The 12,160-nt window shown below is 71.1% G+C and carries 14 protein-coding genes and 1 pseudogene; 8 read left to right on the forward strand and 7 right to left on the reverse strand.

Annotated elements, in window-relative coordinates:
• Nucleotides 1-145 precede the first annotated feature (145 nt).
• Nucleotides 146-1,015 carry a class II glutamine amidotransferase gene (locus ACIGYR_RS07125; protein ID WP_399602112.1) on the forward strand — a complete coding sequence of 290 codons (870 nt, stop codon included), beginning with the start codon at nucleotides 146-148 and terminating at the stop codon, nucleotides 1,013-1,015.
• A gap of 83 nt (nucleotides 1,016-1,098) precedes the next feature.
• Here ACIGYR_RS07125 and ACIGYR_RS07130 read toward each other — a convergent pair.
• Nucleotides 1,099-1,541: pseudogene (locus tag ACIGYR_RS07130) on the reverse strand (amino acid ABC transporter substrate-binding protein); the annotation flags it as partial.
• Between the two features lie 329 nt (nucleotides 1,542-1,870).
• Between ACIGYR_RS07130 and ACIGYR_RS07135 the strand changes: the two are divergent.
• Nucleotides 1,871-2,827, forward strand: coding sequence for a hypothetical protein (locus ACIGYR_RS07135; protein ID WP_399602114.1), 957 nt, complete (start codon nucleotides 1,871-1,873; stop codon nucleotides 2,825-2,827).
• A 231-nt stretch (nucleotides 2,828-3,058) separates the two neighbouring features.
• The gene (locus ACIGYR_RS07140; protein ID WP_399602116.1) at nucleotides 3,059-3,268 is read left to right on the forward strand and encodes a hypothetical protein; all 210 of its coding nucleotides are present in this window, start codon (nucleotides 3,059-3,061) and stop codon (nucleotides 3,266-3,268) included.
• Nucleotides 3,269-3,348: 80 nt separating this feature from the next.
• Here the strand turns inward: ACIGYR_RS07140 and ACIGYR_RS07145 are convergent, their stop codons facing one another.
• Together ACIGYR_RS07145 and ACIGYR_RS07150 are read right to left on the reverse strand one after the other, a co-directional pair.
• Nucleotides 3,349-3,567 carry a hypothetical protein gene (locus ACIGYR_RS07145; protein WP_399602117.1) on the reverse strand — a complete coding sequence of 73 codons (219 nt, stop codon included), beginning with the start codon at nucleotides 3,565-3,567 and terminating at the stop codon, nucleotides 3,349-3,351.
• Nucleotides 3,564-4,142, reverse strand: coding sequence for a TetR/AcrR family transcriptional regulator (locus ACIGYR_RS07150; RefSeq protein ID WP_399602119.1), 579 nt, complete (start codon nucleotides 4,140-4,142; stop codon nucleotides 3,564-3,566). The genes ACIGYR_RS07145 and ACIGYR_RS07150 overlap by 4 nt, the downstream gene beginning before the upstream one ends.
• 297 nt (nucleotides 4,143-4,439) lie before the next feature.
• On the opposite strand from ACIGYR_RS07150, the gene ACIGYR_RS07155 reads away from it, so the two are divergent.
• The 3 genes from ACIGYR_RS07155 to ACIGYR_RS07165 all read left to right on the forward strand — a co-directional run bounded on the left by ACIGYR_RS07155 (nucleotide 4,440) and on the right by ACIGYR_RS07165 (nucleotide 6,576).
• Nucleotides 4,440-5,351 carry an MBL fold metallo-hydrolase gene (locus ACIGYR_RS07155; RefSeq protein ID WP_399602122.1) on the forward strand — a complete coding sequence of 304 codons (912 nt, stop codon included), beginning with the start codon at nucleotides 4,440-4,442 and terminating at the stop codon, nucleotides 5,349-5,351.
• Between the two features lie 425 nt (nucleotides 5,352-5,776).
• On the forward strand, nucleotides 5,777-6,049 hold the full coding sequence (locus ACIGYR_RS07160; RefSeq protein ID WP_399602125.1) for a hypothetical protein: 273 nt from the start codon (nucleotides 5,777-5,779) through the stop codon (nucleotides 6,047-6,049).
• 356 nt (nucleotides 6,050-6,405) lie between these two features.
• Entirely contained in the window at nucleotides 6,406-6,576 is a 171-nt protein-coding gene (locus ACIGYR_RS07165) for a DUF5670 family protein (RefSeq protein ID WP_073895967.1), read from the forward strand.
• Between the two features lie 231 nt (nucleotides 6,577-6,807).
• On the opposite strand, the gene ACIGYR_RS07170 is transcribed toward ACIGYR_RS07165, so the two are convergent.
• On the reverse strand, nucleotides 6,808-7,653 hold the full coding sequence (locus ACIGYR_RS07170; protein ID WP_399602128.1) for an SDR family NAD(P)-dependent oxidoreductase: 846 nt from the start codon (nucleotides 7,651-7,653) through the stop codon (nucleotides 6,808-6,810).
• A 135-nt stretch (nucleotides 7,654-7,788) separates the two neighbouring features.
• Here ACIGYR_RS07170 and ACIGYR_RS07175 point away from each other — a divergent pair, with 135 nt between their 5' ends.
• Nucleotides 7,789-8,289 (forward strand): MarR family winged helix-turn-helix transcriptional regulator, encoded by a 501-nt coding sequence (locus ACIGYR_RS07175; protein ID WP_399602131.1) that lies wholly within the window; start codon nucleotides 7,789-7,791, stop codon nucleotides 8,287-8,289.
• Between the two features lie 24 nt (nucleotides 8,290-8,313).
• On the opposite strand, the gene ACIGYR_RS07180 is transcribed toward ACIGYR_RS07175, so the two are convergent.
• Complete coding sequence (locus tag ACIGYR_RS07180) at nucleotides 8,314-9,537, reverse strand: saccharopine dehydrogenase family protein (RefSeq protein ID WP_391836984.1); 1,224 nt, start codon at nucleotides 9,535-9,537, stop codon at nucleotides 8,314-8,316.
• A gap of 124 nt (nucleotides 9,538-9,661) precedes the next feature.
• On the opposite strand from ACIGYR_RS07180, the gene ACIGYR_RS07185 reads away from it, so the two are divergent.
• Complete coding sequence (locus ACIGYR_RS07185) at nucleotides 9,662-10,402, forward strand: TetR/AcrR family transcriptional regulator (protein WP_391836983.1); 741 nt, start codon at nucleotides 9,662-9,664, stop codon at nucleotides 10,400-10,402.
• Nucleotides 10,403-10,423: 21 nt separating this feature from the next.
• Here ACIGYR_RS07185 and ACIGYR_RS07190 read toward each other — a convergent pair whose 3' ends face one another.
• Nucleotides 10,424-11,311, reverse strand: coding sequence for a hypothetical protein (locus ACIGYR_RS07190; RefSeq protein ID WP_399602134.1), 888 nt, complete (start codon nucleotides 11,309-11,311; stop codon nucleotides 10,424-10,426).
• A gap of 275 nt (nucleotides 11,312-11,586) precedes the next feature.
• Nucleotides 11,587-12,132, reverse strand: a complete 546-nt coding sequence (locus tag ACIGYR_RS07195) for a hypothetical protein (protein WP_399602136.1) — start codon at nucleotides 12,130-12,132, stop codon at nucleotides 11,587-11,589.
• Between the last annotated feature and the right edge of the window lie 28 nt (nucleotides 12,133-12,160).

The following is a 12,160-nucleotide window of genomic DNA, read 5'->3' on the forward strand; positions in this document are numbered from 1 at the left end:
CAATACCAGCATGGGCACTGGAACGACGAGTACGAGTACACAGCGCTTGGGAGAGGGCTCCGTCACCGCTGGGAGGCGCTGAAGTGGGCGGTGCCCTCCGTCGGCTGCGACAATCGGCCTGTCCGGCGAATCGAGGAGGAAGCCCGTGTGCCGCCTGTTCGGCCTCAGCAGCGCCCCGAACCGCACCCGCGCCACCTTCTGGCTCCTCGACGCACCCGACAGCCTCAGCCGGCAGAGCCACAGTGACCCCGACGGCACCGGCCTGGGGTACTTCGCCGCCGACGGCACTCCACACATCGACAAGGCCCCCATCGCGGCCTACCAGGACCGCGCGTTCGCCGAGGACGCGCGGCAGGTGCAGTCCGCCACCTTCCTCGCGCACGTCCGCTTCGCCTCCACGGGCAGCCTGGACACCCGCAACACTCATCCCTTCCAGCAGGACGGACGGCTGTTCGCGCACAACGGAGTCATCGAGGGCCTGGACCAGCTCGACGACCACCTGGGTGACGACCGGTCACTGGTCCAGGGCGACACCGACTCGGAACGGTTCTTCGCCCTGATCACCCAGGAGACACGTAAGCACGACGGCGATGTCACCGCCGGCATCGAGCGCGCCGCTCACTGGATCGCCCGGAACCTGCCCGTCTTCGCCCTCAACCTGATCCTGATCACCCCCGACCAGCTGTGGGCGCTGCGCTACCCGGAGACCCATGAGCTGTACGTCCTCGAGCGCCAGGCGGGCGGAGAGCACGGAAGCCGCCATCTGGATCACAGCGGAAGCCATGGCCGCATGCGCGTCCAGTCCGACCATCTGGCCGCGCATCCCGCCGTCGTCGTCGCCAGCGAACGAATGGACGACAATCCTCACTGGCGCCCGATGGAGCCCGGCGAACTCTTCCACGTGGGTCCCGACCTGCGCACCGACCGCCGGGTGATCCTGCCCGATCCCCCGTCACACCAGCTCACCCTCGACGACCTGCGCCCTGAAGCCGCCGCCTCCCAGCAGGCCGCATAGCCCCACCGCTCAGGACGAGAAAGCCACCTGGCGGAGCGGGGGAGCGTCCCCGTGCAGGTCGAGAATCGGACCTCCGGGCCCTCTCAGCCGGCGTGGAGGATCCGAAAGCGATCCGGTTCCGCCGGATCTCGGTCAACGACTTGGATCGGCGCCCAAGGCCATTGCCCCACGCTGATGCCTGGCGTGCGGGAGAACCGGATCTGCCCGCGGGTGCCTTCGACCGCAACGCTCGGCCAGGTTCCGGCAATGCCTGCCCGGTCCGCGCCGTGCGAACGCAGCACACCGGCGAGGACGGTGATCGTGTCGTAGCCCTCGAAGGCGACGAAGGAGGGCGCTGCGGCCAGCCGCTCGCGCAGGGCCGCCTCGACTCGTGCGCCGAGTGGGCTGAAACGCTCGGGCAGGTGGCGCAGGAACGGCCCAGCGACGCCGCCCATTCGGCGAACTCCGGCTGCCCGGCCGGAGCACCGAGCATGACCTCGGCGAGGCGCTGGCGGCGGACGGACCTGACGATCGACACGGCCGGCTCCGCATCGGCCCGGGCGGCGGCGCGAGCGACGACGCTGGTCGCAGTGCCCGGATCGCGGAGTGAGTGATCGTCAGTGGCGCCGAGAGTAGCCGAGCCGACAACGGCCTGCTTCGGCACCCCGTCCCGTGGCCGTCCCGTCCGCAGGGGCTCCCCTCCACGAGCCCGACCGGGATCCGCCGCACGGGCCCGTGCAGGATCCACTTCACGAGCCCGCGGCGGAGAACGGGGCGTCCCGGGGAAGAGGGCGCCCCGTGGTCTGGCGGGCGTGGGATCGATAACGATCTCGGCGCAGCCCTTGTGAGGTGTGTGATCCGTTCTAGCCTCCGGCCATGGGATTCCTTTCAAGCCGCCGCAAGCGAGCCCGTCTCGCCCCGGAACTAGACGACCAGGAACTGGGCAGGCTGCTGAAGTCCCTGCTGGCGACGACCCGGACAGGGACCATCGCCACCACCGATCTGTGTATGGCGCAGCTGTCCCGACTCCTGGACCAGGGCGAGGGCGACTGGGACCGCCGAACCCACCGCATCGACGTTGTGGCCGACTTCCTCTCCACGTCACATCTGCCGAGGTCATGGGTCGCCCGCGAGCCCCGCAACGCGACCGCACTCGTACTGCACGCCTGGACCCAGGCCGCGCGGGTCAACGCACACGACCAGGGGGGCGACACGTCTGACGCCGCGGAGAGCTGCCTGCGCGCCGCCGAACTCGCGCCGGACGATCCCACCCCCTGGGTGGCCCTGCTCAAGGTGGCGCGCCGGGAACGCTGGAGGCAGCCCCAGGTGTTCGGGGTGTGGAACGAGGTGCTCGCGCGGGACCGCTGGAACCGCGAGGCGTACATGAACATGCTGGCCTATCTCACTCCGGAAGAAGGGGGCTCCCGGCTGCAGGTTCTGGAGTTCGTCGACGCGCTGGTCGCCCGCACGCCCGCCAACGCCCCCTGCGTGGGGACGGAACTCACCGCCCAGGTCCTCCAGTACCGGGCCATTCTCGGCCGGGGCGGTTACGAGGCGCTGGTGGCACGGACCCACTGGTCCCAGGGGATGGCCGCCCAGGCGCTCGACCGTGTGGTGCACACCTGGGGGCAGCCGGGATTCCTGCGTCATGCCAAGGCGATCGCCGACCTGAACCTCCTCGCGTACGCGCTGATGGCCGGCGACCGCCGAGCTGAGGCCCGTGCGGTGTTCGAGGCGATCGGCGGGGTCGTCACCGGCTGGCCCTGGGAGATCGGCGGCGATCCCCTCACCGAGTTCGAGCAGGCGCAGCGCAGGGCCACCGCCGGTCAGTGAGCGGGCGGCGCGGCCGGTCCGGACGCCTCGCGTCGAACCCTGTCGCGGCACCGGCACCGGCACCCGCACCGAAAGGCACCGGCATGGGCACGTGCACGGCACCGGATCACCAGCAGCCGCTCGACACGGACGGTGGCGGCCGCGGCGCCCGCGAGGCGCCCGCGAACTACGCGAGCGCCTGTCCGGACGTCCCGGCGCGCGCTCGCGGCGCGGCTCGGCAACGCTGGTGCCGTGACAGTACGTGTCGTCGTCTATGAGCCCGCCGAGGACGGCGGCCGACGGGTGCGGCTCGGCGACCGGTTCCTGGGCATGGCCTACACGCTGCTGGACGTCGCCGAGTTCTTGCGGGGGGCCGGCCTGGGGGAAGTGGAACCGGATGACGAGGCGGCCGCGAGCTGGGTGGAGTGGTGTGGCGGTGGGCCGGGCGTGTGGCAGCCGTGATCACGCTCCCGGGCCGCCCCCCGGCGACCGAGCCGGGGAAGTGAGGGCCGGGGTCCCCGCAGTCCACCGCGGCGCCGAGATCACCCGTTCGGCTCGAGGTGGTACACCCGGGTCTGCGCGCTGTGCGGCATGAGCAGGCCCTGGAGTTCCTCGGCGGCCGTTTTGAGCAGGTGGCCGTCGTCGCTCGTCCTGCTGACCCGCGCAGGAGCACCGCGTTCCGCAGCCGGCGCAGAGGCGGTGGCCACGGCCACGGCGACCGGTTCCCACCAGGAGACCGTCCGGCACTGGATGACACTCACCGAGGCTGCGCCGAGCGGTCGGTCGACCCGAGGACTCCTCCCGTGAGGTGGCGCGCGTACGCGGTGTCGAGTCCCTCCGGGCGGAAGAGGATGCGGTACATCAGAGGGGCGACGACGCGATCCATGACCGTCTCGACGTCGGGTGGGTGCTCCCCGCGTTCGGCCGCGCGGCTGAGGATGACGTCGATCTGTTCGGCGGCGTAGGCGGAGCACTGCCCGGCGTTGCCGCCGTCCGGGTCGCCGAGCAGGGCGTCGCGGATGTAGGCACGGCCGGTGGGGGAGGACATCTCGTCCAGGAACTGCTCGGCCCAGGCCGTCAGGTCGGACGACAGGGTGCCGTGGTCCCCCGGTGCGGTGTCGGGCCGTAGCCGCTCCACCGCCACGTCCGACAGCAGCTCCCGCAGGTCGCCCCAGCGGCGGTAGATCGTCGACGGCGTCACACCCGCACGCTGGGCGATCAGCGGTACGGTCAGGGCGTCGCGGCCCAGCTCGGAGACGAGCGCGCGAACGGCGGCGTGCACCGACGCCTGGACCCGGGCGCTGCGCCCGCCGGGGCGCACCATCTGCCTGCTCATACCACGCACCTTAAAGCAAATCCGTTGCATCAGGACCATCAGGATCGCCCGGCCTGCCTCAGGCGCGCGGTGACGGCGGCGGGCCCGCCGGCAGGCGGCCGCAGCCGGCGCGGGCGGCCCGGGGGCCACTTCCGGCGGGTGGGATCGGCGGAGGGCAGAGGCTTTTCCCGTGGTGGGGCCTGGAGCGTGGGGCGCGCCGCCGAGCACTTAAAGCAAACTCTTTGCGTTTGTCGACTCCAACGTCTACGGTGACTTGAAGCAAAGCAAAGGCTTTCAGTGGATGTGGAGTGACCGATCGTGAGCACCGCACCGGCCTCAGAGCCGACCGCCGGCCCCACCTGGACCGTGGGCGACGTCACTGTTCACCGCATCGATGAGATCCCCCTGCCACCCGCCACCGGCCGGTGGTTGCTGCCGGACGCCACGCCGGACGTCGTCGCGAGGCAGGACTGGCTGCGCCCTTCCTTCGCCGACGACGGGGGCGTCCTGCGCATCGACAGCCACAGTTTCGCGTTCAGCCTCGATGGCCTGCGCATCCTGGTGGACACCGGCATCGGCAACGGCAAGCAGCGGGCCAACCCCGCGTGGCACGACCTGGACACCGACTACCTTCAGCGCCTCACCGCCGCCGGATTCCCCCCGGACACGGTCGACCTGGTGGTCCTCACCCACCTGCACGCCGACCACGTCGGCTGGAACACCCGCGAAACGAACGGAGAGTGGGTTCCGACCTTCCCCAACGCCCGCTACGTCACCTCCCGCACCGAGCGGGAGTTCTGGGCCGGGTACGACTTGGAGGAGGCGCGCAGGCAGATGTTCCAGGACTCCGTGATCCCCGTGGAGGAAGCGGGGCTGCTCGACCTCATGGACGTGCCCGCCGCAGGCGTCGACATCGTCCCCGGCCTGCGCCTGCTCTCCACGCCCGGCCACACTCCCGGGCACGTCGCCCTCCAGCTGACCAGCCGCGGCCGGACGGCGCTGATCACCGGCGACTGCATCCACCACCCCGTTCAGCTCGCCCACCCCGCCATCGGCGCCTGCGTCGACATCGACCCCGAGCGGTCCGAGGCTTCGCGCCGCACCCTGCTCGCCTCGCTCGCCGACACGGACACCCTCCTCCTGGGCACCCACTTCGCCCCGCCCACGGCCGGCCGCGTCGTCTCCCGTGCGGACGCCTACCGGCTCACGCCCGTCCCCGCCGACGCATGACGAGACGCGTGTACGACCCTCTCGAAAAGGCCCGTTGACGGCGTGGGCGCCGGCTACCACCGGCCCGCGAAAATTCGAGCGCAGGCGTACCGGACCGTGAGGGGACTCGTCGGCTCGTGGTCAGGCGCCCCCGGTCGTACGGTGGAAGCAGCGGGAGGCGCGACCCGCATCCACTGGCGATGGTGTACGTCTCGCCACGGCCGCGCCCACCCGTGAACTGTCAGTCCAAGGAGACCGCAATCGGCACGAAGGGCGAGTACGCCGTCGATCTTCTCGCTGTCAGGTCACGGCAGCCGTACGGTCGCTCAGCGCCGGAGAAAGGGGAGAAGCCCTCGCCGAGCGCGGCTGCTCGGCGCCGTTTCCACGCGGATGCGGTACCGCCAGGGCCGGACCCGCGTCACGCTCCCGGAAGGCAGGTGCGTCCCATGCGCACGTCGACCCGTATCGCCGGTGTTCTCACCGGACTGACCCTCGCGCTCGGCGGCGCCGCTCTCACGGCCCCCGTCGCGCACGCGGACATCACGTCCTGCGTCAATCAGGTCGAGCGCGAGCTGCAGGGCGGTGAGGCGCCGGACTCCGTCCGGATGGCGTGCTACGTCGGTCTGACCGGCCACCACGACCAGTGCGTGTCCGACCTGGCCAAGGCCGGTGTCACCGAACAGACCGCGACCAGCGCCTGCCAAGTGGCTCCCCAGTAGGGCGAATCCGGTCCCATCGGTTGACCGGTTGACGCGATCCGTCCACTGTGACCGCCATGGTTGAGGGACACATCCGGCGCGGCGGCCCTGGTCCGACGGAGCCGGCAGCGGCCGGCACCGCCTGTACGGCCTCACCAAGAACATCGACACGTACAACCCGGTGCGGGTCGCTTTCCACGAGTACACCGCGGCCTGGCACCACGTCCGCGCGGCCCGGCACCGGCGGCGGCTTCGCAGTGCCAGAAGAGGGAAGTCCGCGCGGCGCGTCTATGCCCTTCATCCCGCGGAAGTAACTCGCGTTCTGTGTGCTTGTACGGATGGAGTAAGGGCATTCGGTGGCCAGGAGGTTGATGACAATGGTTCCCCTGCTTCTGGTTCTCCTGTTGGCTCTGATCCTCTTCGGCGCGGGCTTCGCGCTGAAGGCGCTGTGGTGGATCGCGGTCATTGTCCTGGTCCTGTGGCTGCTGGGCTTTGTGGTCCGGCCGGCGGGCAGCGGTGGCCGCAAGGGTCGCTGGTATCGGTGGTGAAGACCGGCGCCTGAGCATGAGGCGCACACCGCGCGGAGTTGAGTGGGGCCCGGTCGATGGCGGCCGGGCCCCACGTGTGCGCACGGCAGTGGCCTGCTGAGGTGGCTGGGAAGGATCGGGCTTATCGGACGCATCGCAGGGTAGGTGACCACTGCAGCGGTCCGCGGAATCAGCAGTGGAACCTGCGCCTCCAGTTTCTGCGGGCCGCTGCGCCCGAATGCGTGGGGGCTGTCAGGCGACCCAGGTGGCGGTGAGGTTCTGTACCGCGGAGCCGTCGACATCGGTGAGCTTCGTGCCGACGAAGCCACGGGCCCAGTCGGTGGTCTGGATCCGGAAGGCGGGCCGGTCGGAGTGGAGAGCCTCCATGACCGCCTCCGCCGCCCCGGCCGGGGTCTGGGCGCTGCCGTCCAGGAACTGCTTGGTGGTGCGGTCGATGTAACTGTGCAGCGCGGCGGTGTACGGGCCGGCGTCGAGGTCGGCACCGAGGTCGACGCCGATGTTGTTCACGAACTCGGTGGCGACGGCTCCGGGTTCCACGACGGAGACGCTGACGCCCAGAGTCCGTGCGACGGGGGCGAGGCTCTCCATGTAGCCCTCGACGGCGAACTTGGCGGCGCAGTACGCCTCGTTGAACGGCTGGCCGACGACACCGCCGACGCTGGTCACGGTGATCAGGCGGCCACCGGTGGCGCGCAGGTGGGGCAGCGCGGCCTTGGAGACGGTCAGCACGCCGAAGAAGTTGACCTCCATCACACCGCGGATGTCTTCCATGGCGTCGTTCTCCAGGGTGCCCAGGTGGCCGGCGCCCGCGTTGTTGACGACGGCGTCCAGGCGGCCGTAGTCGGCGAGCACACCGTCGACGGCGGCGGTGACGGATGCCTCGTCGGTCACGTCGAGCTGCCGGATGTCGAGCTCGACGCCCGCTTCGGCGGCGGCCCGGCGCAGCGCGTCGGCGCGGCTGGTGTCGCGGAGGGTGGCGACCGTACGCCAGCCCGCCCGGGCGGCGGCGACGGCGGCGGCGAGGCCGATCCCGGAGGAGGTTCCGGTGATGAGGACGGTGCGGGGGGTGGAGGGCATGGCGGAACCTTTCGAAGGCGTTCAGTGCACGCTTACGACGCGACGATGTGGGCGCACCCACGACACAAGATTATGTGCGTGCACACACAACGTAGCTTTATGTGTGTGCGCACGCAACTCGCCTATACTCGATCCATGCCGAAGAAGTTGCCCCAGGCCGAGCTGACCGCCGCGGACTACGCCTTCTACGGGCTGGTCTGGGCGGGCACGGTGCTGACCGAGCGCGTGGACCGCGCCCTGACCAAGGCGCACGATCTGCCTGTCTCATGGTTCGAGGTGATGCTGTGGCTCGCGTCCAGCCCGGAGCCCGTGCCCGCCTCCGTCCTCGGCAACAGCACCATGCTCAGCCGCAGCCAGGTCTCCCGGGTCGTGGACGCCCTCCGGACCCGGGGGCTGGTGACCCGTACGCCGTCGACGCGTGACGCGCGGTCGGTGGAGGTCTCGCTCACCGCCGAGGGCCGCCGCGTCTTCGAGCAGGCGGACGCCACCCGCCGAGAGGTCCTGGCGCCGGTCTTCACCGACCTTCTCGACGACCACGACATCGAGGCCCTCGGCACGGTATGGCGCAAGCTCAAGGCGGAGAAGGAGAAGCTGGGGCAGGAGCCGGAGACCCGGCCCACCCGCTCGCGTCGGTGAGACGGCGCGGCCGCCTCGCCGGTGTCAGCCCTGTTCGCGCAGGCCCCACGGGGAGCCGTAGTCGGCGAGCAGGTCGAGGAAGGGGCGCGGCGGAAGGGCCTCGGGGCCGAGAACGCCCTGGCCGGACCAGATTCCGGTGGCAACGAGTTCGAGGGCGACCACCGGGTTGACGGCCGTCTGCCAGACCACGGCCTGGGAGCCGTACTCGCGCATCGACCACTGGTTGTCGACCACGTGGTAGAGGTACACCTCGCGCGGAGCGCCGTCCTTCGTGCCCTTCACCCAGGTGCCCGCGCAGGTCTTGCCGGTCATCCGCTCGCCCAGCGTGGCCGGGTCGGGCAGGCAGGCGGCGACCACGTCGCGCGGGGACACCTCCACGGGCCCGTCCGCACCGGGAACGGTGACCCTCGTGGTGGAGTCCAGTCCCAGCTCGTGCAGCGTCTTCAGCTTGGCGATGAAGTCGTCGCCGAGGCCGTACTTGAAGGTCACCCGGCGGGCGTCCACCCAGCGCGGGATCAGCAGCACCTCCTCGTGCTCCACGTTCACGCACTCGACCGGCCCGATGCCCTCGGGGAAGTCGAAGACCTCCGGCTCACTGAACGGCGCGGTGGTGAACCAGCCTCGGTCCTTCTCGTAGACCACCGGAGGGTTCAGGCACTCCTCGATGGTGGTCCAGATACTGAAGGAGGGGGCGAAGTCATGACCCTCCACGGTCAGGTCGGCCCCGTCACGGACGCCGATCTCCTCGATCTCGTCGAACAGCTCGTCCGCGGCGTACCGCGCGAAGACGTCGGACAGGCCGGGTTCCACGCCCATCCCGACCAGCGCCAGCCTGCCGGAGTCCGCCCACCGCTGCGCCAGCTCGAACTGGCCGTCGCCGAGCTTGACGCCACACTCCTCGTACGGGCGCTCGGGGTGCGGGGCGGACAGGGACATCGCCATGTCCAGGTAGTGCGCGCCCGCGGCGAGTGCCGCGCGGAACAGGGGCATGACGAACCGGGGGTCGGTGGCGTTCAGCAGGACGTCGCAGCGCTCCTCGGTGAGCAGCCGGCGCACGCCCTCCTCGTCGGAGGCGTCCAGGCGCCGCGCGCTGAACCGGTCCCCGTGCTCCTCCAGCGCGGCGACGGCGGCCTCCGCCCTGGTCAGGTCGTAGTCGGCCACGACCATGCGGGTCAGGAAGCCGCGCCGGGCCGCGATCCGGGTGACGGCGGTTCCGACCCCGCCCGCGCCCACGAGCAGTACTCGCATGTCACACACCTCTCTCTTCGAGCACACGCCAACGAGATGCCCTGATGCAACGGGACGGCTCCAGGTAGAGTCAACTGTGTTGGCATAAGGGTCGCCGGTGCGGCGACGAGGTGGTGAGGTCCGTATGGCCAAACAAGTGGTGCCGGAATCGGCGCGGCGCAGGCGCCGGCCGACACAGCAGGGCACGGTGCTGTCCGAGCGGCTCATCGTGCACACCGCGCTGCGGGTGCTGCGGGAGCACGGCAGCACGGGCCTCACCGCCCGTCGGCTGGGCACCGCCCTCGGTGCCGACCCCAGCACGCTCTACCGCTACTTCGCCGGCATGGACGACCTCACCCGGGCCATCGGCGAGGAGCTGATGGGGCGGGCGCTGGACAGCTGGTCCGCCACCGGCGAATGGCGGGCCGACCTGCGTGCCCTCGGGCTGGCCATCCACTCCTCGTACCTCGCCCACCCGCAGGCCGCCGCGCTGACCGCGAGCCGGGTCACCGGCCGGCCCCGGGAGATCGCGGTCGACGAGACGATCCTCGGCATCCTGCGCACCGCCGGCTTTCCGGACGTCACCGCGGTCCGCCTGTATCACGCCTTCATCGACCTGAGCCTCGCCTTCGCCGCCCTCGACGCCGGAGCGCTCGCCCTGGGGGAAGAGGCCCGCGCGACGGACGAGGAGATGTGGACCTCCACGTACGCCCGGCTCCCCGCGGAGTCCTACCCCCACATCGCCGCTACCGCCCGCCTACTGGCCGCCCGCATGCCCCACAGCGCCTATCCGGTCGTCCTGGACACTCTGCTGGAGAACGCCGCCGCGCAGCTGCCCGCCCCACCGTCCGGAGCACCGACCGGCGACCGGTCCGCCCGGCCGTGATTCCGGCCGGCGGAACACGGCTCAAGGGCGCCAGTCCGCCTCCAGGTCATGGGAGTCCGTCTTGGTGAGCTGGGTCAGCCCGGTGCCGTCGGCGCGTACGAGGTAGAGGTGTTCGGGGTCCGCGTCGTCGGTCCCGCCTCTGGTGAAGACCAGGCGACTGCCGTCCGGGGACCACGAGGGGTTCTTGTCGTTGCGGCGGGCCGTGGTGATGCGGTGGAGTCCGGTGCCGTCGGGGCGGACCAGGTAGAGGCGGGCGAAGCCCGAGGAGTCCACGCGGCTGAAGGCGATCCGGTTGCCGTGCGACCAGTCGGGCGTCCAGTCGTGGGAGCCGGACGCGGTGACCGCCGTCTGCGCCAGGGTGGACAGCCGGATCCGCATCACCCTGCTGTGCCCACTCGCGTCCGCGCGGTTGAACGCGAGGTACTCGCCGTCCGGGGACCAGGTCGGATGCAGGTCGTCCGCCGCCGTGTGGGTGAGCCGGGTGGCGGGGGCGCCGTCGATGTCGGCCACATAGATCTCGCGCTGGGTGCCGACCGGCTTGGCGTAGGCGATCCGCTTGCCGTCCGGGGACCACGCCGGGTCGGCGGCGCCCCTCGTGCCGGGGACGGCCTTCAGGCCGCCGCCGGTGGTCTTCATCGTCCAGATGCCGTCGATGGCGCCGCCGGATCCGTAGCGGACGAAGGCCACCCGCTTGCCGTCGGGGGACCAGCTGGGCATCACGTCGCTGACACCGGACGTGTGGGTGAGCTGGACGGGCGTACCGCCGCTGGGGGAGAGCGCGTAGAGGTCTTCGATCGGCGCTGTCGCGGTGTAGCGGGCGAAGACGATCGGGTGGTCTCCCGCCGCCCCCGCGTCGGTCGCGGTGGTGAGGCTCAGGGGCACGGCCGCGGCCAGTGCGGTGGCGGTCATCGCCGCCCGGCGGCGCCGCGTCGTGCCGGTTCCCCCGGTTCCGCCGAATCTCCGTGCCCTGGCGGCGGTTCCGCCCCCGCCGGTGCGGTGCTGTTGGCGTGTCAAGGTGTCCACCCCGATCCCTGCACGCGACCCGCTGCGGGCCGCTCAGGCCGGTAAACATCCCACGCCGCGGGGCTCCGAGGAAGCGGCGGGACCCGGCGGTGCGAGCCCTGTGACGTGTTCCGTACACCGCTGTCACAGGGGCGATGCGGTGGGCCGCGTGGTGCGGTGGATCAGGGGGCCTCGGCCATGAACTCGGCGATTAGCTCCGCCGGATTGGCCTGTGCGGTCAGCTCGAACATCGCGTCCGGGTCGAACATGTCGTACAGGATCACCGGGACGGGCTGTCCCAGCACCTCGACGAGGCGGCCGCTGTCGTGGAGGTGCCGAGCCGCCGCGACGCACACCGCGTAGAACCACTCGACCAGCCCCTCGTCGCGGTCGTCCGGCTCATCGTCGTCCTCGTACCAGAGTCCCCGGGACTCGGCCTCCCGCCGGTGCGACTGCGCACCGTCAGGATCGCGGCCGACGACCCGCACGCCCTCGAGCCCCGTCTCCGGGAAGAACGCATAACTCCAGCGCGCCTCCCAGGCGTCCGACGCCTGCTGGGACGCTACGGCGGCGTCGGCCTCGGTCGTGTAGCCGATCGCCAGGTACGGAAACCGCGGATCCTGCTCGACGCTGTCCATCCGGAACGTCACCGCGTAGATCCCGCTGTCGGCCGGAAACCCGCCGACGACCTCGCCGGCGACCCGCTCCACATGTTCCTGAAACGCCATATGAGCCCCTCCTCGATCAGGCGAAGAC

The organism is Streptomyces sp. NPDC053076 (assembly GCF_044546845.1).
GTDB lineage: Bacteria > Actinomycetota > Actinomycetes > Streptomycetales > Streptomycetaceae > Streptomyces.

What these genes read in the sequence shown, in the direction of transcription:
- ACIGYR_RS07190 (WP_399602134.1), bottom strand. Translation starts at nt 11,311, where the DNA reads ATGACCGCCACCGCACTGGCCGCGGCCGTGCCCCTGAGCCTCACCACC.
- ACIGYR_RS07170 (WP_399602128.1), bottom strand. Translation starts at nt 7,653, where the DNA reads ATGCCCTCCACCCCCCGCACCGTCCTCATCACCGGAACCTCCTCCGGG.
- ACIGYR_RS07185 (WP_391836983.1), top strand. Translation starts at nt 9,662, where the DNA reads ATGGCCAAACAAGTGGTGCCGGAATCGGCGCGGCGCAGGCGCCGGCCG.
- ACIGYR_RS07180 (WP_391836984.1), bottom strand. Translation starts at nt 9,537, where the DNA reads ATGCGAGTACTGCTCGTGGGCGCGGGCGGGGTCGGAACCGCCGTCACC.
- ACIGYR_RS07160 (WP_399602125.1), top strand. Translation starts at nt 5,777, where the DNA reads ATGCGCACGTCGACCCGTATCGCCGGTGTTCTCACCGGACTGACCCTC.
- ACIGYR_RS07135 (WP_399602114.1), top strand. Translation starts at nt 1,871, where the DNA reads ATGGGATTCCTTTCAAGCCGCCGCAAGCGAGCCCGTCTCGCCCCGGAA.
- ACIGYR_RS07175 (WP_399602131.1), top strand. Translation starts at nt 7,789, where the DNA reads ATGCCGAAGAAGTTGCCCCAGGCCGAGCTGACCGCCGCGGACTACGCC.
- ACIGYR_RS07165 (WP_073895967.1), top strand. Translation starts at nt 6,406, where the DNA reads ATGGTTCCCCTGCTTCTGGTTCTCCTGTTGGCTCTGATCCTCTTCGGC.
- ACIGYR_RS07150 (WP_399602119.1), bottom strand. Translation starts at nt 4,142, where the DNA reads ATGAGCAGGCAGATGGTGCGCCCCGGCGGGCGCAGCGCCCGGGTCCAG.
- ACIGYR_RS07195 (WP_399602136.1), bottom strand. Translation starts at nt 12,132, where the DNA reads ATGGCGTTTCAGGAACATGTGGAGCGGGTCGCCGGCGAGGTCGTCGGC.